Below are 22,673 nucleotides of genomic sequence, written 5' to 3'. Positions count from 1 at the left end.
CTGCTATGATATCTATGAGTTTTGACATTTGGTGCTATTAAAGATTCAAAATTAATAGAATATAATTGAAATTGGTTTCTCCGAAAAGGTAAAACATTAAGGCTGTAAGGAATTAAAGGGCGGAGAATATCTTAATGCTCTTAATATCTAAATGTACTTAATGTTAAAAAAAGAGGGCTTCGAAATCTAAACATTAAGAGAATTAAGGGATTAAGGCCATTAAGGGACTGAAAATATCTTAATGCTCTTAATATCTAAATGTACTTAATGTTTTAAAAAGAGGGCTTCGAAATCTAAACATTAAGAGAATTAAGGGATTAAGGCCATTAAGGACTGAGAATATCTTAATGCTCTTAATATCTAAATGAACTTAATGTTAAAAAAAGAGGGCTTCGAAATCTAAACATGAAGAAAATTAAGGAATTAAGGCCATTTAGGGACTCGGAATATCTTAAGAACTAAATATTGAAAAATCACAGCCTCGCATCCACCAACGACTTATCCAAGGTGCTTTTGACATCGAATAATACGTGACTATCCGCTGCAAAATCAGCAATATTAAGCGTTTCGAAGGCTTGATGATTAACCGCGTGAATAATCAAATCATATTTTTGGTTCAATATAGGCGTCAGTCCTATGCCATATTCATGCTGCACTTCCTCGTTGTCGGCCCAAGGGTCATAAATATCTGTTTGAATACCGAAATCCTTGAGTTCGTTGTAGATATCTATTACTTTGGTATTGCGTATATCTGGGCAGTTTTCTTTGAAAGTAAAACCCAGAATCAAAGCCTTGGAATCTTTCACGTTGATGCCCTTGCTGATCATCAACTTCACCACTTTGTTGGCCACAAAAACACCCATGTTGTCATTGATACGTCGTCCTGAACCAATAAGAGCGGGATAATAACCGAGCTGCTCTGACTTATACAGCATGTAATAGGGATCTACTCCAATACAATGCCCCCCAACTAGACCCGGCTGAAACTTCAGGAAATTCCATTTGGTACCCGCAGCTTTGAGCACTTCGGTGGTATCCAAATTCATTTTCTCGAAGATAAGGGCCAGTTCGTTTACAAAAGAAATGTTTACATCTCTTTGACAGTTTTCTATGAGTTTGGCGGCCTCCGCCACTTTGATAGACGGGGCTAGATAAGTACCTGCTTCTATGATACTTCCATACAAATCATTGACAAAATCCCCGATTTCGGGCGTAGAACCTGAGGTTATTTTAAGTATTTTGGTAAGTGTATTTTTCTTGTCGCCGGGATTAATTCTTTCTGGAGAATAGCCACAGAAAAAGTCTTGGTTAAATTTTAGCCCACTGTGTTTTTCTAGGACAGGTACACAGTCGTCTTCTGTACAACCTGGATATACTGTGCTTTCATAGATAACAACATCTCCAATTTTTAGAACCTCTCCAATAGTTTTTGAAACCGAAAGCAAAGGTTTTAAATCTGGTTTTTTATAGGCATCAATAGGCGTGGGAACGGTCACGATAAAAACCCGTGTAAGGGGCTGTAATTCAGAATTGTTAATATCGGATGTAAAACTCAAGCGTTTGGCACTTCGTATTTCATCTGGTGTCTGTTCCAATGTTTTATCCAAACCTTCGGATAACTCCGCTATTCGTTGTTTGTTTATGTCAAAACCTATAGTTGAATACTTTTTCCCAAATTCAACAGCCAAAGGAAGTCCCACATACCCTAAGCCACATATTACAATCTGCAAATCCTCTTTAATCGACATTTCTAAGTATTGTTCTCAAAATTTGTCCAAAATTAGTGAATTATCCCAACATATTACCCAAAAGTATGAATAACCAAAAGGCCAAGCTGCTTATGAGAAGGGTGAGCCAGTATCTTTTTCTTTCCTTCTTTTTTTCCTTTGTATCAAGCTCTTTCCATTTTTTTATAAAGCCTTTTCTGAACATTTTAAGAAAGAAATACACACCTGAACCCAGCACACCTTGGCCAAGTAAAATGACCAAAATAGCCACTACACCATAGCCCGAACAAGCCAAGCTGCAGGCCATAACGGCTATAAAGTAAGTAAGCACCAAACTCAACAAAAACAACAAGAGGTAAAGTATTCGCTTTCCTGTATCCTTTTTGGTTTCGGAAGTATCTGCTACGGCTGTTTTTTGTTTTTCAAGGGCTTGTTGTATATGGGCATTCAACGTAGAATCTAACTTGGTGCTGTGCTCAGTAGCAGAAAGCTGTATAGAACGGCTAGGGTTTTCCAAAGTGTTGAGGTGCCCTCCCAAAGCTATACTGAGCATAAATGTGCAAAGAAAAATGATACTATTGTATCTCAACAATGGCACATACTGCTGTATTTTGGGTAAATGTTTGTACACTACCCCGAAACGCTTTTGCAAGGTAAAGACCAAAGAGAAGAGCAGCAGGCAGACTATGCCTAACTCATAAGTAGAAATAGACTGCAAAAATTCTCTGCCCATTTTGACACCCAAAACAATTTGCAGAAACTGAAAAAGGATAATGAGGCCAACGCTTAAAACTATATTTCGGGAGGCCCACTTAGAAAGCTTGAGGTTGAATTCCATTTTAATTTAAATTAAGTTCCAGAGCAAAACAAAGCATTGAATATCAATTAAATACAAAAATATTGTTTTATACTACACAAGTTTCCCAAAGAGTAAAATAAATATAAATTGTTCCTTGAATTTTCTGTGCAGTCCGTTGTAAAAATTCGATAGATAAATATTTTCTCAATGATAAAAGCCAAAATCGAATTTTTTCAGAGGATCATTGCACAGAAAGTGTTTTTTTTGATACTTTTTTTTCAAAAAAAAAGTATGCCGGCCTGGCAAGGCAACACAATGTACATAATTTCAGCTACTTTTAAAACCAAAACTTTTGCAATTATAAGTTTTGAACAACAGAATGAACATATTTTAAAAGCATTCAAATATATACAATGTTTTGAGCTTATATTCTTGATTTTTGGAACAGCCTAAAATATGGGAATCCAATTTTAAGAATTACTTTTGTAGAAAACTAAACAATATATACGATGCGTAAGGCAGAAATGATAACAGACAAGGGTACGATGTTGATAGAATTCTATGATACAGATGCTCCAATAGCTGTACAAAACTTTATAGATTTATCTAAAAAAGGGTTCTATGATGGTTTGATATTCCACAGAGTGATTCCAAATTTTATGGTGCAAGGTGGTGATCCAGATGGTACTGGAGGCGGTGGCCCAGGCTATACGATTCAGTGCGAGTTGACGGGTGAGCTACAATACCACGACAAAGGCGTACTTTCTATGGCCCACAGAGGTAGAAATACGGGTGGTTCTCAGTTTTTTATCTGTCACAACCGCACAAACACCCAACATTTGGACAGAAACCATACTTGCTTCGGTAAAGTAATTGAGGGCTTGGAAATAGTTGATTTGATTCGTCAAGGCGATAAGATACAGAAGATTACAATAATAGAAGAGGTGGCGTGACTTCGGCTTCGCTCAGCCACCGGGTTCGGCTTCGCTCAGCTAGAGGTTTGAGCTTCGATTAGCTTTCATTTCGGCTGCGTTCACTGAGCGGAGTCCAAGTGAAATGATTATTCTTAAACTACAAAGCACTTGACTCTATTCATTGAGTGGGGGGCATTGAGCTATTCGAAATGAGCCGAAGTGAAGATTCTAAGCACTAAATAAAAAACCAGCCCTAAATAATATGAGGCTGGTTTATTGGTTTTTAATTGTTGATTCTAAGCCAAAATATCTAAAATTTACTGCGGAAGTGGCTTCGGCTCCGCTCAGCCACCGGTTTGAGCTTCGCTCAGCCACCGAAAATATACTTAGTTACAGTATATTCCACAGATTTGTTTTTAAAACGCATATTTGTTTTCAGCTAAAAGTGCATCTGCGACTCTTCTTCTTGCTTCTTTGGTGTTGATTGGGTCAATTTTTGTGAAACGCTTCAAGCCCATAAGCATTACCCTCAGTTCATCGCCTTCAGCGAATGACTGTATAGCTTCACGACCTGCTTGGTTGCATTTCATTACGGAGTCTTGTAGATAAACCATGGCCATGTCTTTCTGTAATGAAACAGCCTCCTCACCTTTTATGCCGATAAGTTTTTCTACTCTTAAAAGTGCCGATTCAGATGCATAAACCTCTGTAATCATGTCCGCCACGTTCATCAATATTTCTTGCTCATGCGACAGCTTCATCATGAATTTTTGAACTGCTGCCCCAGCTATCATAAGAGCCGCTTTTTTCATGTTTTTGATAACTTTTTTCTCTGCCGCAAAAATCACATCGTCGTCATTTGAGCTGAAATCTGGAATAGACAGAATTTCTTTGCCAACCGCTGTAGCTGGTCCTAACAAATCTAGCTCACCTTTCATGGCTCTTTTGAGGTACATATCTAATATCAACATGCGGTTGATTTCGTTGGTACCTTCAAAAATCCTGTTGATTCTCGAATCTCTGTAAGCTCTTTCCATGGGAGCGTCGGCCGAATAGCCCATGCCACCGTAAACTTGAAGACCTTCGTCTGTTACATAATCTAAAGTTTCTGAACCATGAACTTTCAAAATGGCACACTCTATAGCGTATTGTTCTAAAGCTTTTAACTTGGCTTCAGCATCATTCATACCCTTCGATACAAATGTATCAATGAGGTCGTCGATGTTTTGCCCAGCTCTATAGCAGGCAGTTTCGCTCACCCAAATTTTAATGGCCATTTGAGCCAATTTGTGTTTTATGGCACCGAATCTACCGATAGAGATACCGAATTGTTTACGCTCATTGGCATAGTTGATGGCATGGTTAAGAACGCCTTTAGAACCGCCCACGGCAGCAATACCTAATTTGATACGGCCGATATTGAGGATATTTACAGCTATCTTGAAACCGTTTTCACGCGTAGAAAGTAAATTTTCAACTGGCACTAGGCAGTCGTTGAAAAATACCTGACGTGTATCAGAGCCTTTGATTCCTAGTTTTTTCTCGGGCTCATTCATCGTAATGCCGCCATGAGATTTTTCAGCTATAAAAGCTGAAAGGTTTTTATCGTCTCCAATTTTGGCAAAAACAATAAACACATCTGCAAAACCACCATTGGTGATCCACATTTTGGTGCCATTAATTTTATAATATTTGCCATCTGCAGTAAGCTCAGCCTTCGATTTTCCGCCGTTGGCATCTGAACCAAAATCTGGCTCGGTTAAGCAATATGCTGCTTTCCAAACACCTGAGGCGAGATTTGGAAGGTATCTTTGTTTTTGTTCTTCGTTTCCGTAGTAAAGTATGGGCAAGGTACCTATACCAGTGTGGGCAGATTGAGCAACAGAAAAGGAATGACCCGCACCCAAAACCTCCGCTACTAGCATAGAAGTGTTGAAGTTCATCCCAAAACCACCGTATTCTTCGGGAACCGCGGTACCCAAAAGACCCAACTCACCTGCTTTATCCATCAATGAGGATATGAGCTCAGGAGACTTGGCGTAGTCTATTTCATCCAAAATAGGCCATATCTCGGTTTTTAAGAAATCGCGACAAGTGTCAGCTATCATTTGCTGCTCCTCGTTGAATTCTTCACGGATAAATATTTGGTCTGCTGTAGAGTCTTTGATTAAAAACTCTCCCCCTTTCATTGCTTCTTTTTCTGCTACGGTTGACATATCTTTTGTAAATATTTAAAGGTCAAAAGAATAGTATGCAAGCATACTGTCGGCAAAGTAATAAAATAAAATAATGTTATGCAAGCATACTATTATTTTTTATTTAAAATTTTGATTTTTTGTCAGATGAGTTTCATGCTGAATAAATTAGAACACAGATCAAACTGACGGTTGACCGCTCTCTATTAGAATATCACAGATTATGATTTGAAAACATGTTACCTCATAGGCTTATAACAAGGACATGGCTCGGATAAATGTTAAACCCCTACGGGGTTTTGGATTAGTTAGGGAGGCTTTTTTTAATATACTCCAACCTCTCTGGGTTGCCAAATACGGATCGGGGCTGTGCAATGTTTGGATATTACAAAACCCCTGTTATGAGTTCGGCCATCTTTATTTATGCTAATTTTATTAATTTTTTTTCAAGTTTTACGTTGAAGTTTATCTCAGCTTTTAAGGCTTTGAAGACTTTTAAAATCGTGTCGATAGTTGCACTGTTAGTGCTACTTTCAAGTTTAGAAATTTGGGATTTTTGTACTCCAATAAGTTCTCCAAGTTGCTCTTGTGTCAAATTGCGTTCTTGTCGAGCCGTTTTAATCATTCTGCCCAAAACGTCCATCCGAAGTTCGTATTCGTATTCATCACGGTCGGCAGTTCCTGTCTTGCCAATGTACTTGTCTTTCATTTCGGCAAGTGAGTAGGATATATTTTCTGTTTTTGCCATTTAGTTATTTTTTATTTTTATTGTTAAAATATCTCTCTCTAATTTTTACCGCTCTGTCAATTTCGTTGGCAGGTACTTTGTCAACTTTCTTGATGAAACCGTGTGTCGCAAATACTAAAGTTTCTTTGTCGTCAGTCTTGTCCCAAAATGCAAGAAGTCTGATTTGAAGTCCTAAATATTGAGTTCTAAACTCCCAAATGTCCTTTTTTAGCTTTTTAAATAATTTTGGGTCGTTTGTCTGTTCGGCAAGGTCGATATTGTAAAACACTTTCTTAGCTGTCTTAAAGTCGAGTTCCGAAATAAACTTGTCAGCTTCTTCTAAAAATCGTGTTTCAAAATATTGCATTAAATTCCCTTTCTTTTGTTGTGTTAATTAATCTGTCAAAGATAAATTAAGTTTCTAAATATCACAACTTTATTTTTAAGATTTTTGTCGCTCCTGACTCTTTTGGCTTAATTACGACGGCTTTTTTTCATCGAATTTCTGTCCAAAATACCACTCGTTTGGAACTAAAAAGACTGATTTTTTAATTCGAATTCCCTGTCTACTTTGCTTTCTTTTCTAAAATAATAGTAAAGCCATCATTGCTTTCAAATTCTAGGATAAATCCAATACTTTTGGCTCGCATTTTCATATTGATGAGTCCAGTACCTTCAGATTTAACATTTGGTTTAAGGATTCCGTTATCCTTGATTTTGAGGGTGAAATTTCCTTTATCTTGCTTGAGGTAAATATCCACAAATGTTGCATCTGAATGTTTGCAAATATTGGTGACCGCTTCTTTAAAAATCAGATAGATATTCTGACGTTTATCAGGATTTATGAATCGCTTGGAGTCGTCAATTTCTGTTTTAAAGACATGGTTTATTTGTTTGAGATGAAAACTTTTCTCGGCAAATTCACGCATTTTGTCCACGAGATTTTCGTATTTATCCTTGCGTGAATCTATGGCCCAAACGGTATCTCGCATGCGTTCCATGGCTTCTTGGCTCATTTGGCTCAGCTCCAAAAGGTTATCCTTTAGTTGGTCTTTGGCATTAAAAGCCATCATTTGTGACTGCATGGCTAGGCCAGACAATATAGAGCCCACGTCGTCGTGCAAGTCGGAAGAAATTTTTGTCCTGATTATTTCCAAAGATTTTATACGCTTTAAACCACGCTCCACTCTAACCTGAATCAACCAATAAATCAGACAGCCCAACAATAGGAAATATAAGGAATATGCCCACCAGGTTTTCCAGAATGGCGGCTTGATGGTGAAAGAATAGCTTACCGTCTCACTCCACTTTTCACCTCCATTGCTAGCCTTGACTTTAAAGGTATAATATCCAGCCGGAAGATTACCATAAATAGCCTCAGAGCGACTGGACGACACACTCCAGGTTTTGTCTAAGCCTTCCAAAATATATTGGTAGCTGAGTTTAGCTGGTGTGTTGACATTGATTCCTGCAAACTCAAAATTAAGATAATTGTGATTATAGGCCAATTTCAAGCCCACTGGCAATGCGTTCCATTTTGATAATTCTTGAAATTCGAAGTCGCCAACACGCAAACCATTTTTCAGGGTAATGGTGGTGTCTTTCTGCCAATTGATGTTTTCATTAAACAGTTTTACTTTTGTAATTTCTACCGTGGGTTTATCCAGATCAAGTGATTCTTGGTTTGGGTCAAAAATGGTTAATCTGTCCACCATAGGTAGCCAAATTTTGCCAGCCGAATCTTCTAAAATATCAAAACGGCCTCCTCCAAAGCCCAAATAGCCTTGTTCTGAAGTGTAGTTTTTAAAATTAATAGATTTTGAAAGGGGATTTTTAGAGGCCAACTGGTCAACTACCTGAGCAGAGAGCTTACTTAGACCCTGCCGAGTATTGAACCAGAGATTACCCTTTTTGTCTTTTAATATGCCAAATGAAGTATTGTTACTGAATCTGTCTTTTTCTGTGAAATTAATAAATGTTTTATTTTTAAGGTTCAAATGCGTGATGCCATCTGCCAAGGTACTGAACCAAAAATTACCGTGTTTATCCTCCACCACACTTTCTACTACTCCGAACTTAAAGCCTTCTTTTTCGGTAAAATTTGTTAAAAATTTACCCTGAGCATCGAGTTGAGAAACGCCATTGAAAGTACAAAACCACATGTTGCCCCCACTATCTTGCCAAATCCTTACCACTTGGCTGTGCGGAAGGCCTTGTTTCGGTGAAAAATGAGTCCTCGTATTATCACTTTTATTAATTCTAATCACCTCGCCTTTATCTCTTGAACTATACCAAATATTACCCGCTTTGTCTTCGAAAACACATACGATATATGTGCCACTATCTTTGAAACTAGTAAAGGTTTTACCGCCTTTGTTGAGTTTGAACAGATTAGAATATTCTGTTCCAAACCAAACGTTTTCTTCACTATCTTCTAAAATACTGATGATATTTCTTTCAATTAAACCCTCTTTGGGGGTATAAGTATGGATTTTTTTATCTCGATAATCTATTTTCGAAACCCCTCCGTCATAAGCTCCGACCCAAATGTTTTTGTGGTGGTCAGCTACTACACTACTTATTTGAAAACCCACTAGGCCGTCTTTTTCTGTAAGATTTTGGACTAATTTGGTATATTTTATGAGTCCATTGTCTGTCCCAAACCATATATTTCCATTTTTGTCTGCCAATAAGACAAACGCCTGTACATCAGGTAAGCCTTGCGATTGAGAAATAGTAGAAATAAGATTTTGATGTTTGTCTATTTGATAAAGCCCTCCAGGCTGACCACCAAACCAAACATGGTCATTTTTGTCTATCGTCATTTTACTTGCATAGCCCTTCAGCTCTCCCGTAAAATGATGAAAATGCGTACCGTCGAATCTGCTTACGCCAGTCCACATGGCCATCCAAAGCTGACCGTCATTATCTATTTTGAGGTCATTAACAGTTACAAAAGTTAGTCCTTCGTAAAAACCATATCTGGCAAAACTTTTGAAGTCATATTTGAAAAGACCATGCTCTTGTGTTCCAAACCAAATATTGCCTTTTTTGTCCTCCACCATACTCAATATAATAGTTGAAAGTCCCTGTTTCAAGCCAAAATGGTGGAAGTTCTTACGAGCTTTATCCAACATACAAGCACCTCCGCCTGAGGTACCCAACCAAATATTGCCCTGTTTATCTTCTAATATAGACGCAATGGCATTGCTACTGAGGCCTTCGTTTGTGGTATAATTTGTAAAATATTTGCCGTCAAACTTGGTAAGGCCATCTCTGAAACCGAGCCAAATATTGCCCTCGTGGTCTTCTAAACCACAGGTGAAGAAATTATCTACCAAACCTTCCTTGCGGGTATAGTTTTCAAAAGTATGCCCGTTATATTTGGATATTCCGTTGAAACTTCCTGTCCAAATATTGCCTTTTTTGTCTTGAAACAAACTATGTACCTGACTCTCAATAAGACCCTCCTTCATACCATAAATCAGCAGGTTAAACGGATTATAATCAAGACTATGGGGTTCTTTGGCGATATTGATTTTAGGTACTCCTGCCAGTTTTGGCTTATGCATAGCGGGCTGGATGGTAGGCTTCAAAACTGAATCTTTTCCAGGTGTAAATATTTTTGGCTCGCCTGCCTTTACGGTCTGCCAAGTGATAGGCCTTTTTTGTTCAGCAATTGGGCTAGAGGAAGGTTTTCCGACTGGAATAGTTTCTGTTTTGCCCATTGGAGTATTTTCTGGCTTTGGCATTGTATCCAATGCAATTACCCGTCCGATGGCGGGCATGATTTTCAAGCCAGATGTAATATCCGTTTGTTTTTGACTACAGGAAAAGATGAATATGACAATAAATATTGCTAGTTGTAGTATTGAAGTTTTACGAAAGTCTTGTTTTTCCAATTTTCAAAAGATAGATTTTTACTAATTTTTTTCATCCAATATGACCTTTCATGTATTTGGTAATGGCCTCGGTCTTATTATTGACATGCAGCACTTTATACATTTTTTTTATGTGCGACCTTACGGTTTCTACAGATATAAAAAGATCCTCAGAAATGGCCTGATAACTTTTGCCATCTACCAATTTTTGTAAAATCTCCTTTTGCCTATCTGAAAGAATGGTGGCCTTGCTTACTCTACCTCCCATGAGGTGATTGATGATTTCGCGAGCAATAGTGGGCGACATGTATGAGCCTCCGTTTACTACAATACGTATGGCATCTACTATCTCTGAAAGGCTAGCTTTTTTAGAAACATACGAACAAGCACCCGAACAAAGAGCCTTCAATATGATGTCTTCTTCCTCATAATTGGATAGGATGATGACGTTTAAGAAGGACATTTTTTCTAACAAAATAGGAAGTGCGTCTAAGCCAGAAATACCCGGCAGACCAATATCTAACAACAATATATCTGAAATTTTCTTAGGGTTAGCTTCAAAATCAAGAAGAAAAGACTCAGCAGAACCATGAATCATAACGAGCTCAAACTCCTCGTGGAATTCTATAAACTTTGATACATTTTCTCTGATGACTTTGTTGTCTTCTATTAAACTTACTCTGGTCTTTTCCATGGCTATGTTTTATACAAAAATAGAAAGAATACAATTGAAAACCTATCACCCTGTGAGGTGATAATCAAGCAATAAGCAAAAAGCATTTCACCTTGTAGGGTGATTTTTTTTTATTATATTTATAATGAATTTTGTAGGATAATAATTGAACCATGAAAACACCTAAAATACTAAACGAACTCAGCCGCGACAACATCTGTTACTTCGAGTCAGCCAGCAATTACACTTTTTTACATCTGAAAGGAGGCTCCAGAATACTATCGGGTTATACAATCAAGCATTTTCAAGAAATACTCAGCAGTGAGTATTTTGTGCGAATCAACCGATCCAAATTTATCAATATTGCTTTTATCAGAAAAACGGTCCTACAAAATAATGCCTACGCAGTGCAACTGAAAAACGGCCAAAAAATTAATATTTCGAGGCGAAGACTGGAGAAGATAAAAGTAGGGTTTCCAAATCTTTTTGACCCAATTTCTCAATCTAAAACGGCAATTGATTGATATTTAAAATTTGACCTTAACATGAAAAAATTATTTTTGTTTTTAACATTATTTTTAACTCACCATAAGTCATTCTCAAAAGTTTACTTCGTTTCGAGCATTATCAACGGTAGCAATGTGGTACCTTCAAGTAATAGCTTGGCCTCAGCTCAAATCCTTGGCACATTAATAGATGACACAAGGCAGATGAATTTTACCGTAGCTTATAACGGAATTAGCTCTGCCATTACTTCTATCACTATTAATACAGGAATTGATATAAGTACAGGGCCTGTATTGTTCAATTTAGCCACGGGTGCCAGCCCAATTTCAAACTCCATTACCCTTACCAATGAACAAGTAAAACTTTTACTTGACAACAAACTTTACATTCAATTTAACACGGCCAGTAATACGGGAGGCGAAATTCGCGGGCAAATAGGCGGTGTAGAATTATATCCGCAAGCCTGGAAGTCAGAATTTGCCAATTTGAAAAAACATGCTTTCAACGATTCACAGTTTACCGGAGGCCTTCAAGCCAAGCCATTTGTAAGAAAAGGCCCAAGCCCTAGTAATCCCTTTGTGTATGTGGCAGAAGCTCAAAGTGGTATTTATAATGACGGCAACTCCATGTCGACATTTAACAATAGTGACAATATCACCTTATATTTGAAATCCAATAATGTGCGGATGATTGCCGCCGATTGTTTCATCACAGACGTCAATGCCCAAGTCCAAGCGGGCAATGTGGCGGTTTCGGCATTTACCAATTTGGGGAGATTCGTACAATGGCAAACTACGGATACCAGCCAGTTTATAGGGCTTAGAACCCAGTCTGAGCATGAGTTTTTTGTTCAACTTAACATAGCAAAAACTAGTATTTCGAGTCATTTTGTAACTGTCGATAACCTAATATTAGCTCAAGATTACGATCATAATATAGCTTTAGATTTTGACAATGATTTCGCTTTTGTATCTCCATTTTTTGGAAACTTCAACTACAATGATCCATTTACAGTTGAATTTTGGATAAAAGCCGCCACCCAATCTCATTCTCAACCCTATAGCGATATTGTGGATAGATACATTGCTGACCAACCCTTTTCTTTCTTGGTACAAATAGGCAATACCGCCAACCCTGGGAGAATAGTATTGTCGAGAAAAGATATTTCGAATAATAATCCTACCCTGATTTCGAGCAACAGTATCGATGATCAAAACTGGCATCATGTGGCTATGGTGAGAAATGCCAATGATTCCTTACTGCTTTATATTGATGGGTATTTAGATGGTAAAATATTGGATAATACCAATGACTTTACTCAAAACAGCTCGGGTTTATTTCTTGGCGGGGGTGCCCAAAACTCTAACTTTTTCAAAGGGACCTTAGACGAGTTTAGGCTATGGACCAAGGCCAAAACCCTGACCGAAATACGGAACGAAATGTATTGTAAAAATCCGCAAACTACTGATTTACAAGCTTTTTTTGATTTTGATCAAGGAGAAACCTCTGGGAATAATTTAAATGTAACTCAACTGAAAAATCGGGCCAATATTTATGGCAATGCTACGATGAGCAATTTTGCCAAAACTGGTTCAATCTCAAACTTTGTAAATGGCCAGATTCGCTACGTAGATGCCAACATGGCTTCGGAAGTACAAGACGGAAGAACCTGGACCACGGCCTATCCTCTATTACAAACAATACTTCACGAATACTCAAGCCCCTGCAACGACCTCGCCGAAGTATGGGTGGCCGATGGTGTGTATATGCCTGGATTCTCGAATGAAGATAGATACAATAGTTTTGAGATACCCTCGGGCATGAAATTGTATGGTGGGTTTGTTGGAAATGAACTTAGTATTTTGGATAGAGATATGTCGAAAATCCATACCGACAATCTCAGCAGATTGAGTGGAGATACTTATTTTAACGATAGCCCATTGGATTTCTCAACAGACAAAGCCGACAACAGCTACACCGTAGTAAAAATCGAAAACGCTCAAGATGTGCTACTAGATGGGTTTGGAATATCGGGAGGTTTTAGTGATGAACTGGAAACGGGCTCATTTAGCCCTGGGGGTCTGAGTGTGAACTCTTCAAATCCTACTTTGAGAAACCTAAAAATCGTAGAAAATTTCGGTGGGATTGGAGGCCTAAGTTTAAATAATTCAGATGCAAAAATTGAAAATACGGTATTTGCTGGCAATAAATCCAACTTCATGGCGAGTGCAGTTTGGATTCGCACCGATCAAGGTAACTTCGTCCCCAAATTTTACAATTGCCTTTTCTCCGGCAATATGGCAACTGTAAGCATCAACCCCACTACTATTTACAACCGAGCTGAAGACTTTAATGGTGCACCCTCCAACCCTGAATTCTACAATTGCTCAATCGTAAATAACGCTGGGTTGGGATATAATGAAGAAGGGTACCATACTAGCCCACTTTTCAAGAATACTGTGGTTCATGGCAATTCTTCCTCAGGGATTCGCCATGCTTCTACATTTGGACTACCCATTACGGGGTATAGCTTAGTAGAAGAATTTCCTGCAAGCGGGGTGGGAAATTTGGATGGAACCACAGTAAACCCACAGTTTATTAACCCAATACCACATGCATCAGCCCCAACCTTAGCTGGTGATTATAGGTTGAAATGGTGCTCGAAATTGATTGACGCAGGTGGCCCCTACAATATTCATAGGCAAGATCTTGACCTAAGAAGCCGATATTTTGTCAAATCTGATATTGGAGCATACGAATACCTGGGAAATGCCCCTTTCAACTCCCCAACTATCGATTTCGGCAATGGAGCTTTGGACTTTCCCTATGGTGTAGGTACCACCTCCTCACATATAATTTCGGCCAATAAAGTATGGGCACCGGCAGGCACAGTGATATTCGAGGCACCGAATTCTATAACACTCAATCCTGGCTTTGAAGCCAAAGGGCTTGGTAATTATTTTGAGGCTAAGGTTTTGCCCAATATGGGCTGTGTGAATTAATTATAGAGATTTGAAAATCAGTATTTTGATATGAAAAAATTGTTGTTTATATTGTTTCTTCCGATTTTATTAAAGGCTCAATTTGAAACTTTCACTCAGTCCAATGTTGATAATTTCCACTTAATTGGTGGCTATACTTACGTACAAAATACATTTTCGAATGGTGATCAATCTAATCCATTTGTAGTCTCGGGGCCTTATCCTCAAAATAGCTTCACCTATGTAGTTTCTGCAAACGGTGGTGTCAAAAATGTTAACAATAGTATTTCAACAGCGACCGTTTCTACCGACATTACTATAGATTTTAAAGGAAATAATGTGAGGCGGTTTGGATGTAGGGCCATACCCGTTTTGTTTTCAAACCCAATTTTTGGCAATTTTGATGAAATACGCTTAACTGCTACTTCCAATCACGGAAATGTGCAATATCAACAAGGTAGTGTAAACAACGTTTTCGTAGGGTTTAGAGTTACTGGTGAAAACGAATACATCACCAAAATAGTAGCCAGTTTCTACGGACCTTTTCTAAACCCTTCGGGTGTGGCAGCTATTTCGCTTAAAAACATTGTGGTAGGTGATGATAAAAAGCAAAACGTGGCCCTAAATTTTGATGGATTTGATGATTACGTAGAAGCACCAAGTGCTGTGGGAAATTTTGCAAGCAATGCCAATTTTACTGTTAGTTGTTGGATAAAACCTAATGTAAACCAACCAAGCTCAGCTGTGAATGCTGATGAAAACGATATCATTAGTAAATGGGCAGGCCTTGGTACAGGATCAAATAATAACTATCCATTTGTAATAAGATATTTGAATGAATCTCGGGCCAATATTAGTGAAAGAGGAAGAATATTAGTAGGACAATGGGATGGAACTAATTGGCCTACAATTACCTCTAGCACTGCTGTCAATGACGGCAAATGGCATCATGTGGCATTCGTAAAATCAAATTCAACATTAAAATTATATATTGATGGGGTACAAGAGGGTGGAGATGTCAGCGACATTGCTTCAAACACAACTATAAATACCACTCCCCTTCAATTTGGAAGAAGGGGAAATGGGCAAAATTATTTTAGGGGTGAAATAGACGAAGTCAGGGTTTGGATAGATGCCAAAAGCCAATCGACGATTCAAACTGATATGTATTGTAAAAACCCCAATACTACCAATTTACAGGCGGCTTACGATTTTGGGAATGGTAGCCCCAATGGCAATAATGCTTTGATAGACAAGGTAAAGGACATTAGCACTTTGCTAAATTCATATGATGGTACACTTTCTAATGGCTTTAACCTCACAGGCGATGTTTCCAATTTTGTGACGGGTCAGGTGAAATATGTAAAACTCAATGGGGCCTTTTCTGGTGGTAATGGCAGTTCTTGGGCTAGCCCATTAATTTATTTACAAGATGCATTGGTAGCTAAGCCATGTAATGATTTGTTCGAAGTGTACGTGTCGGCAGGTCTAACCGAACCAGATGATCGAATTTCGATATTTGGAACAGAAACCCTTCCACAGGAAAAAGACAAAGGATTGATCGGAATTTCAAGTATAAACGACGTGTTCAATATTCCTTCTGGAACGCAAATTTATGGAGGATTTGCTGGCAATGAAAAAAACATCAATGAGCGAGATCCGAAAGAAATCCATGGGGCAAATCAAACCATCCTTTCGGGAGATCTAAGTCATAATGACAGTCAATTCTTATTTACTTCAAATAGGCTTGAAAACTCAAATGATATTGTAAAAATTGAAAATTCGAATTACACCATTTTCGACGGTTTTTTGATAAAAGGCGGAAATTCGACAGGCCTAAGAGTGAACAACTCCTATGATATTAAAATAAACAACTGCAGATTTATTGACAATTATGCCTTTGAAGGAGCAATGTTTTTAAATACTAGCTCGGTAAATGTATCAAATTCATTAATGGGAGGTAATGGCTCTTCCGGGGTAGTAAATAATGTTTCTTCTAACAATAATAGCACATTTCAAAATTGCCTAGTTACCAACAATGCTGGCGGAGGTTTTACCAATCAGAGCAGTGCGATTCAGCCCAACAATGTAAATTTCATAAACTGCACTATTGCCTCAAATCTAAGTATCGGGATGGCGAATATTACCTCAAATGGGAACGCTCACATTAATGCCAATATCAAAAATACCATTATATATCACAATGGTGAAGGTATAAACTCATCAGGTAGTGGTACTTTTTTTAACAACCCTTCTTACAGCTTTATCCAAGGTGTCAGCTCGGGGTATAATATGATAGATGGCACCGTCTATGAGCCTAAGTTTGTAAATCCTATTTCTGTTTCGAATTTAACGACTTCAGGTATAGGCAACTACCGCCTCAAATGGTGCAGTAAGGCCATTGATGCAGGTACCGCGGATGGCATCAACCCCTTGGATCTAGACCAAAAAGGTAGAGCTTTCAATGGAGCACCTGACATGGGAGCCTATGAGTTTTATGGCAATACACCCAACTCTCAACCCGATAATCACATTACGGGTTTGATAAACTCCTCTACTTACCTTGGTACTGCCAATCAAACACTTACTAGCGATGCCAAAATTCTTGCTCCAGCTGCTGTAATTGACTTCAACGCGGCCAATAGCATCACGCTCAACCCTGGCTTTGAAGTACGAGGCATAGGTCAATACTTTAGGGCTCAAATTGGTGGAAATGTGGGGTGCGAGAACAATTAAAATTTCTTTATAGTATAGAAATATCATTATACAAAAATAGCCATGACGAAGAATTTAGTTTTAGTTTTCATGTTAACATTCTCAATAATAGCCAAAGGCCAGATAACTTCTTACACCTCGGCTTCCATGCAGGATTTTTATGCCTTGGGTGGTTTTTCTTATACCGAACTTGACTTCCCAACGGCTGTAACCCTTTTACCGAATCCATACGTAAGGTCTGGGCCTTCGCCAAATAATGACTTCACTTTTGTGGCGTCCTCACCTTTAGGCATAGTTGGTAATTTCGGTAGATTAACAAGCTATGCCTCTGGTCAATCCATCACATTAGCATTTAAAGGTAGTAACGTAAGAAAAATGAGGGCTTTTGTTCGCCCTGAAGATGGAAATGGCGTTCCTCAGGATGGCGTTTCCATAAATATTATAGCGGTATCAAATTTGGGCAATGTTAGCAATGTAAACTTAACTTATTCAGCATTAAACGCTTCCGTTGGTTTTAAGGTAAATAACCCCAACGAATACTTAACTGCTGTAATTTTTGCTGCCCCTTCTAATATTGGTCATTTCACTACATTAGACAATATCATGATTGGAGATGATAAACCGCAAAACGTAGCCCTCGATTTTGATGGCATTAATGACCATGTCGAAATTCCCTCAACAGTAGGTAATTTTACATCTGGACAAGATTTTACGGTTACAGCTGGTTAAGAGTTTCCTCAACTGAAAACCAGGCCAACTTAACAAATACTGATAACGATATTTTGGAAAAATGGGATGGAACTAGTAACAGTTATCCGTTTGTTATTCGCTATCTCAACGAACACATCAACAATCAAAATGCGGGAAACGTTGGTAAAATAAGGGTTGCCCGGTATGATGGGACAAGCAACCCAAGCATTACCTCGGGTATTTCTATCAAAGATGGCAAATGGCATCATATTGCATTTATAAGGAGTGCTGGGGTTCTTCAGCTGCGTATCGACGGAGTTTCCGACGGCACATTAAACGATAATACCAATCAAACCCAAAATAATTCTTTGTTATATATAGGCAGTCGGGGAAATATAAATCATTTCAAAGGTGAAATAGATGAGGTCAGGATTTGGTCGGTCGGAAAAACAAACACAGAGAGTAACGAAGAAAGATTTTGTAAAGTCCCTAATACAGCCAATCTGCAAGCTGCCTATAACTTCAGCGAAGGCGTGCCTCATGGCAATAATTCCGTACTCATTACCAAGGTAAATAGCCTTGTAAATAATACTACAAACTCTGGCACTCTGAGCAATTTTGCTAATGTTGGAGATGTTTCCAATTTTGTAAATGGTCAAATTATATATGTAGATGAGTTTGGTTTAAGTCCAGGCCCTATTGGTTACACATGGCCAAGTGCCTTTAAGAATATCGCTGATGGACTGGCCTTGTTGCCCACTGCCTATACCTGTGATGACCTATTATTTGATATTCATGTGGCCAGAGGAACCTACAAACCTCATCCAACTTCGACTATCCTATCGCATAATTTTCCAAAAGGTTTAAAAGTATATGGAGGTTTTAGTTCTACAGAGAAGAGCATAAATTATAGAAATATGGCCTTGATTCATACCACAAATAGCAGTGTACTTTCAGGCGATTTAACAGACAACGATACGCCTTTCAATTTTGATGCAACTCGCAATACAAATTCTCAAATAGTAGCAAAGATTGACGCAAATAATGTAGTTCTTGATGGATTTACAATTAAAGGTGGTTCTGACCATGGATTCCGAATTCAAAACAGTAATGCCATTTTAAAAAATTTGAGAATAGTCGATAACGGTTCCCCACTATCCAACCATACTTTTGGAGCGATAGCCATAAGTAACTCTACGCCTTTTATTCGTAATTCTAAAATAAGCGGAAATGGCACTACTGGAATCTATATAGTCAATTCCAAACCTGAAATTACCAATAGCTTGATAAGCAACAATAAGTTCGATGGAATTCAGCAAGGACAAAGTGTATCAAATCTAAGCAATCAATTGAGACTAGTAAACTGTACCATCGCAGCCAATGGTAATAATGGAATTAATAGCCTTGCTCAATTTATGGGTTCAATAACTAATATCCTTACCAATACGATTCTATTTTATAATAATAATTATATATCGTCAAATGGAGCTGTAACTAATCTTATTTCAAATAGTTTGGTGCAAAGTGTTACTGGCGGTTTAAATAATTTAAATGGTACTACCGTGGTACCACATTTTAGAAACCCTGTGCTTTTTTCGGTAGTGACTGATGGAGGAGATTATCGCCTTAAATGGTGTAGCCTTGCCATCAATGCTGGTACCAACACAGGCATCAGCCCATTAGATTTAGACCTGAAACGCAGGAATTTCGAAAACATAGCTGACATGGGAGCGTATGAGTTTACTGGGAATACACCTTCGCAAGCGAATAACAGTACTATCTCAGGTACAATAGATTCCCCCACCTATACGGGAGGAGCAATACAGACTATAACTAGCGATGCCAAAATCCTCGCACCCGGAGGAGCCATAGATTTCAAAGTACCCAACAGCATTACCCTAAACCCAGGCTTCGAAGCAAGAGGAATGAGTAATTATTTTAAGGCGGAGATTGGGGCAAATGTGGGATGTGTGAATCCGTGAAAATCCGTGTTTGCGAAATTATCCGTGTTCCAAAATGTCCATAAATTAACGCATGGATGTTATACATTCAAAAAATATCTGGTATGCTTTAGCTCACCAGTTTTTGTAAGGGCTTCCAATTGCACTAGTTCTTGCAAGTCTCTCGTTGCTGTGGCAGAAGAAGTACCGCTTATGGATTGGTAATTAGCAGCACTGAGTCCGCCCTTAAAACCATCTATTCCTTCCTCAAAAATGCAAAGCAAAACTTTGGTTTGGCGTTCGTTCAGTTGCTCCTTGAATTTGATAAAAAACTTACTTTTTGCAACCAAAAAGTCTATTAATTTGATGGTGTATTGCTGAGAATCAAGCATTGTTTTAGAGAAAAACAATAACCATTTATCAATATTGAGGCTGTGATTACTTGATTGTAGGGCATCGTAATATTCTTTTTTATGAGAATCAATAATTTTGGCAAACGAATTAAGAGCTGGGGAATTCATTTTTTGAGAAATCACTTTTTCAACCAATGCCCTACCGATTCTGCCATTCCCGTCTTCAAATGGATGGATAATTTCAAAAAGCAAATGTACGATTCCCGCCAAAATGAGCGTAGAATCTATGTTTTTTTTAGAAATTTCGGCTTCATACCACACTATAAAATTCTCCATGAGTTCATAAACCTGCTCGGATGGAGGAGCCTCATAATAAACCTTGGGAGAAGAAAGATTTCCAGAGACAATTTGCATCGGTTCTGCATGGGTTCGATAATTTGCAATGGTTTCGATATCACGCCGACCATTCATTAGCATTTCGTGCCAGCTAAAAAGCATTTTATGGCTGAGAGCTTTATCAAAGTTCAGGTAAACATCCACCATCATTTCGGCAATGCCGGCTTCGTTGGCTTGAACCTTTCGGTTATCTGTTTTGAGACCAAGGTGCTTTCTGATTGAACTCTGCACTGACTCTCGCTTTAGTATTTCGCCCTCGATATTTGACGTCGAAAGAGCTTCTTGGGTTAGGATTTCAATTTTTAAATTCTCTAGATTGTCGGACTCCAAATGCCTTAAAGTACCAATAATGATTCCAGTATTACGGTGAAATTCCTTTTCAAATTCAAAGAAAAATGAAGTGTTATATTCGAAATTAGGAAAATCTATATTTTGCCAAACCCACTGCATGAGCTATAAATATTCGTTTTATAACTCAAATATAGTAATTTTTTGATTTATAAAATGACTTTATATAAATCAATTAGCGAAAAATTCATTTGATTCAACTGGAAACATTTTGCGTTTAGTACGTTTTTGGCAGGTTTTATCCAATAATATTAACAAAAGCACACTAAGCGATTTCAAAAAAAAAAATAAAAGTAGGTTTGGCTCACTCCTTTTCCAATTTTTCCACAAACCTCGTAAACTCCTCCACAAACTTATTATAATATTCCCCAGTACCTGGCCCGCTAAATCCTGTATGTATTTGGCGGACAATACCTTTCTTGTCGATGATGATGGTGGTAGGGAAACTGATGATTTTGTTCAACATTGGCAGTTTGTCAGATGCATCGGCTTTGTCGTTTTTACCGGCTAAGAGTATCGGATAAGTTACGCCAAATCTGGTTTTGAGTCTTTGTATTTTAGGATTTACAAACGATGGCTCCAGCGATTTCTCGAAAGCCAAACCGATTATTTCTATTGAAGGGTTTTTCTTTTTGAATTCGGCCAAGAAACTGGTTTCATCCATGCAGTTGGGACACCACGAGCCTAATATCTGTACTATGGTTACTTTGTTTTTATATCTTTCGTCTTTGATAGAAATCATTTTTCCAGTTTCATCAGGGAAACTAAAATCTATACTATTGAAACCTAGCTTTAAGAAAGTCAGGCTGTTGGCATCGGGCAGGGCGGCTTTCTCATTTTTTATACCTGACCATTTTTCAGTGCCTTTCATACTGTAGCAGAATGTGCCACCGCTGAGGCTATCGCCATTAATTTTGGCAATAAATAGATATACATGATTGCCATCAAAACAAGTTAGTTTTAGGCTATCGCCTACCACATTACCGTCTAAATATCTATAGTCGCCTGTTGTGGTTAGAAATGTTCCTTTTACTTTATTGTTTTTTTGTTCGAAAATACCCACGGCTTCATAAGTACTTTTTCCGTCATTAAAAGTTATGGCATATTTTTTAGACAATGCCTGGCTTTCTTTGCCATTTGCAAACCTAAATCTCTGGCCCCATTTTGCAGTAAATTCGCCTTCTCTGTTGTCCAAATTTGCCATTTTTTTTCGAAAAACACCTTTCATGGTTTCTCCGTCCACTTTGGCGATTATCTCGGCATCAAACAGTTCCATTTTAAGATGCAGGGAGTCGTTTTTGTAAAATAAAGTATCAAAAGCCAGCTTTTCGTCGGCATTGATGGCATAGGCTCGGTTGTTTTCTATCAGTATATGAAAAGGCAAAACACCAGCAACAGTGGGTATTTCGGCACGCCAAGTGCCTTGTTTAGCTTCTTGTGGTTTTGGGAAGGAGAAGAATAAAATTCCGCTCAGGAGTAAAAATATGCTTAGCATTGCTGATTTTCTAGTATATAAATGTAAAATGCAGAAAACTTATAAAAAGTTTAAAATTGGCAAGAATTGGTTTTTTCTCGAAACATTAATTTTCTTAATTTTCTTAATGTTTTGGCCTTTAATCCGCTTTTTTTAACATTAAGTTCATTTAGATATTCTCAGCTACTTAATTATCTTAATGTTTAGATTTCGAAGCCCCATTTTTAAAACATTAAGTACATTTAGACATGAAGAGCATTAAGATATTCTCAGCCCCTTAATGTTTAAGCTTTGAAGTTTTTTTACCACAGATTGCACAGAGTTTTGCACAGAACTACACAGAGTTCATTTAC

General features: G+C 38.1%; 15 protein-coding genes. 6 read left to right on the top strand and 9 right to left on the bottom strand.

What is annotated here, in order from left to right; translation table 11 throughout:
• Nucleotides 1-473 precede the first annotated feature (473 nt).
• Both EGI26_RS04770 and EGI26_RS04765 read right to left on the bottom strand, forming a co-directional pair.
• Nucleotides 474-1,748: a nucleotide sugar dehydrogenase gene (locus EGI26_RS04770; protein WP_255076735.1), complete on the bottom strand. Its 1,275-nt coding sequence runs from the start codon at nucleotides 1,746-1,748 to the stop codon at nucleotides 474-476.
• A gap of 40 nt (nucleotides 1,749-1,788) precedes the next feature.
• Entirely contained in the window at nucleotides 1,789-2,565 is a 777-nt protein-coding gene (locus EGI26_RS04765) for a hypothetical protein (protein WP_255076734.1), read from the bottom strand.
• 470 nt (nucleotides 2,566-3,035) lie between these two features.
• Here EGI26_RS04765 and EGI26_RS04760 point away from each other — a divergent pair, with 470 nt between their 5' ends.
• Nucleotides 3,036-3,479: a peptidylprolyl isomerase gene (locus tag EGI26_RS04760; protein ID WP_255076733.1), complete on the top strand. Its 444-nt coding sequence runs from the start codon at nucleotides 3,036-3,038 to the stop codon at nucleotides 3,477-3,479.
• 377 nt (nucleotides 3,480-3,856) lie between these two features.
• Here EGI26_RS04760 and EGI26_RS04755 read toward each other — a convergent pair whose 3' ends face one another.
• The 5 genes from EGI26_RS04755 to EGI26_RS04735 form a co-directional block, all read right to left on the bottom strand.
• Nucleotides 3,857-5,656 carry an acyl-CoA dehydrogenase family protein gene (locus tag EGI26_RS04755; protein ID WP_255076732.1) on the bottom strand — a complete coding sequence of 600 codons (1,800 nt, stop codon included), beginning with the start codon at nucleotides 5,654-5,656 and terminating at the stop codon, nucleotides 3,857-3,859.
• Nucleotides 5,657-6,056: 400 nt separating this feature from the next.
• Nucleotides 6,057-6,383, bottom strand: coding sequence for a helix-turn-helix domain-containing protein (locus EGI26_RS04750; protein WP_255076731.1), 327 nt, complete (start codon nucleotides 6,381-6,383; stop codon nucleotides 6,057-6,059).
• Between the two features lie 4 nt (nucleotides 6,384-6,387).
• Nucleotides 6,388-6,729, bottom strand: a complete 342-nt coding sequence (locus EGI26_RS04745; protein ID WP_255076730.1) for a type II toxin-antitoxin system RelE/ParE family toxin — start codon at nucleotides 6,727-6,729, stop codon at nucleotides 6,388-6,390.
• Nucleotides 6,730-6,928: 199 nt separating this feature from the next.
• Nucleotides 6,929-10,150 (bottom strand): sensor histidine kinase, encoded by a 3,222-nt coding sequence (locus EGI26_RS04740; RefSeq protein ID WP_255076729.1) that lies wholly within the window; start codon nucleotides 10,148-10,150, stop codon nucleotides 6,929-6,931.
• Nucleotides 10,151-10,295: 145 nt separating this feature from the next.
• Nucleotides 10,296-10,937, bottom strand: coding sequence for a response regulator transcription factor (locus EGI26_RS04735; protein WP_255076728.1), 642 nt, complete (start codon nucleotides 10,935-10,937; stop codon nucleotides 10,296-10,298).
• A gap of 152 nt (nucleotides 10,938-11,089) precedes the next feature.
• Here EGI26_RS04735 and EGI26_RS04730 point away from each other — a divergent pair, with 152 nt between their 5' ends.
• From EGI26_RS04730 to EGI26_RS04710, 5 genes are read left to right on the top strand one after another with little or no spacing between them, the layout of a single operon-like run.
• Nucleotides 11,090-11,440: a LytTR family DNA-binding domain-containing protein gene (locus tag EGI26_RS04730; RefSeq protein ID WP_255076727.1), complete on the top strand. Its 351-nt coding sequence runs from the start codon at nucleotides 11,090-11,092 to the stop codon at nucleotides 11,438-11,440.
• A gap of 21 nt (nucleotides 11,441-11,461) precedes the next feature.
• Nucleotides 11,462-14,425 (top strand): LamG-like jellyroll fold domain-containing protein, encoded by a 2,964-nt coding sequence (locus tag EGI26_RS04725; RefSeq protein WP_255076726.1) that lies wholly within the window; start codon nucleotides 11,462-11,464, stop codon nucleotides 14,423-14,425.
• Between the two features lie 30 nt (nucleotides 14,426-14,455).
• Nucleotides 14,456-17,140, top strand: coding sequence for a LamG-like jellyroll fold domain-containing protein (locus EGI26_RS04720; RefSeq protein ID WP_255076725.1), 2,685 nt, complete (start codon nucleotides 14,456-14,458; stop codon nucleotides 17,138-17,140).
• Nucleotides 17,141-17,182: 42 nt separating this feature from the next.
• Entirely contained in the window at nucleotides 17,183-17,848 is a 666-nt protein-coding gene (locus EGI26_RS04715) for a hypothetical protein (RefSeq protein WP_255076724.1), read from the top strand.
• Nucleotides 17,849-17,901: 53 nt separating this feature from the next.
• Nucleotides 17,902-19,791: a LamG-like jellyroll fold domain-containing protein gene (locus tag EGI26_RS04710; protein ID WP_255076723.1), complete on the top strand. Its 1,890-nt coding sequence runs from the start codon at nucleotides 17,902-17,904 to the stop codon at nucleotides 19,789-19,791.
• A gap of 59 nt (nucleotides 19,792-19,850) precedes the next feature.
• Here EGI26_RS04710 and EGI26_RS04705 read toward each other — a convergent pair whose 3' ends face one another.
• On the bottom strand, nucleotides 19,851-20,948 hold the full coding sequence (locus EGI26_RS04705) for a Fic family protein (protein ID WP_255076722.1): 1,098 nt from the start codon (nucleotides 20,946-20,948) through the stop codon (nucleotides 19,851-19,853).
• A 202-nt stretch (nucleotides 20,949-21,150) separates the two neighbouring features.
• Nucleotides 21,151-22,341, bottom strand: a complete 1,191-nt coding sequence (locus EGI26_RS04700) for a TlpA disulfide reductase family protein (protein WP_255076721.1) — start codon at nucleotides 22,339-22,341, stop codon at nucleotides 21,151-21,153.
• Nucleotides 22,342-22,673: the final 332 nt, after the last annotated feature.

This window comes from Lacihabitans sp. CCS-44, from assembly GCF_024343735.1.
Lineage (GTDB): Bacteria > Bacteroidota > Bacteroidia > Cytophagales > Spirosomataceae > Leadbetterella.
This window is presented reverse-complemented; position numbering and strand designations above follow the sequence as displayed.

What these genes read in the sequence shown, in the direction of transcription:
- EGI26_RS04770 (WP_255076735.1), bottom strand. Translation starts at nt 1,748, where the DNA reads ATGTCGATTAAAGAGGATTTGCAGATTGTAATATGTGGCTTAGGGTAT.
- EGI26_RS04765 (WP_255076734.1), bottom strand. Translation starts at nt 2,565, where the DNA reads ATGGAATTCAACCTCAAGCTTTCTAAGTGGGCCTCCCGAAATATAGTT.
- EGI26_RS04760 (WP_255076733.1), top strand. Translation starts at nt 3,036, where the DNA reads ATGCGTAAGGCAGAAATGATAACAGACAAGGGTACGATGTTGATAGAA.
- EGI26_RS04755 (WP_255076732.1), bottom strand. Translation starts at nt 5,656, where the DNA reads ATGTCAACCGTAGCAGAAAAAGAAGCAATGAAAGGGGGAGAGTTTTTA.
- EGI26_RS04750 (WP_255076731.1), bottom strand. Translation starts at nt 6,383, where the DNA reads ATGGCAAAAACAGAAAATATATCCTACTCACTTGCCGAAATGAAAGAC.
- EGI26_RS04745 (WP_255076730.1), bottom strand. Translation starts at nt 6,729, where the DNA reads ATGCAATATTTTGAAACACGATTTTTAGAAGAAGCTGACAAGTTTATT.
- EGI26_RS04740 (WP_255076729.1), bottom strand. Translation starts at nt 10,150, where the DNA reads ATGCCCGCCATCGGACGGGTAATTGCATTGGATACAATGCCAAAGCCA.
- EGI26_RS04735 (WP_255076728.1), bottom strand. Translation starts at nt 10,937, where the DNA reads ATGGAAAAGACCAGAGTAAGTTTAATAGAAGACAACAAAGTCATCAGA.
- EGI26_RS04730 (WP_255076727.1), top strand. Translation starts at nt 11,090, where the DNA reads ATGAAAACACCTAAAATACTAAACGAACTCAGCCGCGACAACATCTGT.
- EGI26_RS04725 (WP_255076726.1), top strand. Translation starts at nt 11,462, where the DNA reads ATGAAAAAATTATTTTTGTTTTTAACATTATTTTTAACTCACCATAAG.
- EGI26_RS04720 (WP_255076725.1), top strand. Translation starts at nt 14,456, where the DNA reads ATGAAAAAATTGTTGTTTATATTGTTTCTTCCGATTTTATTAAAGGCT.
- EGI26_RS04715 (WP_255076724.1), top strand. Translation starts at nt 17,183, where the DNA reads ATGACGAAGAATTTAGTTTTAGTTTTCATGTTAACATTCTCAATAATA.
- EGI26_RS04705 (WP_255076722.1), bottom strand. Translation starts at nt 20,948, where the DNA reads ATGCAGTGGGTTTGGCAAAATATAGATTTTCCTAATTTCGAATATAAC.
- EGI26_RS04700 (WP_255076721.1), bottom strand. Translation starts at nt 22,341, where the DNA reads ATGCTAAGCATATTTTTACTCCTGAGCGGAATTTTATTCTTCTCCTTC.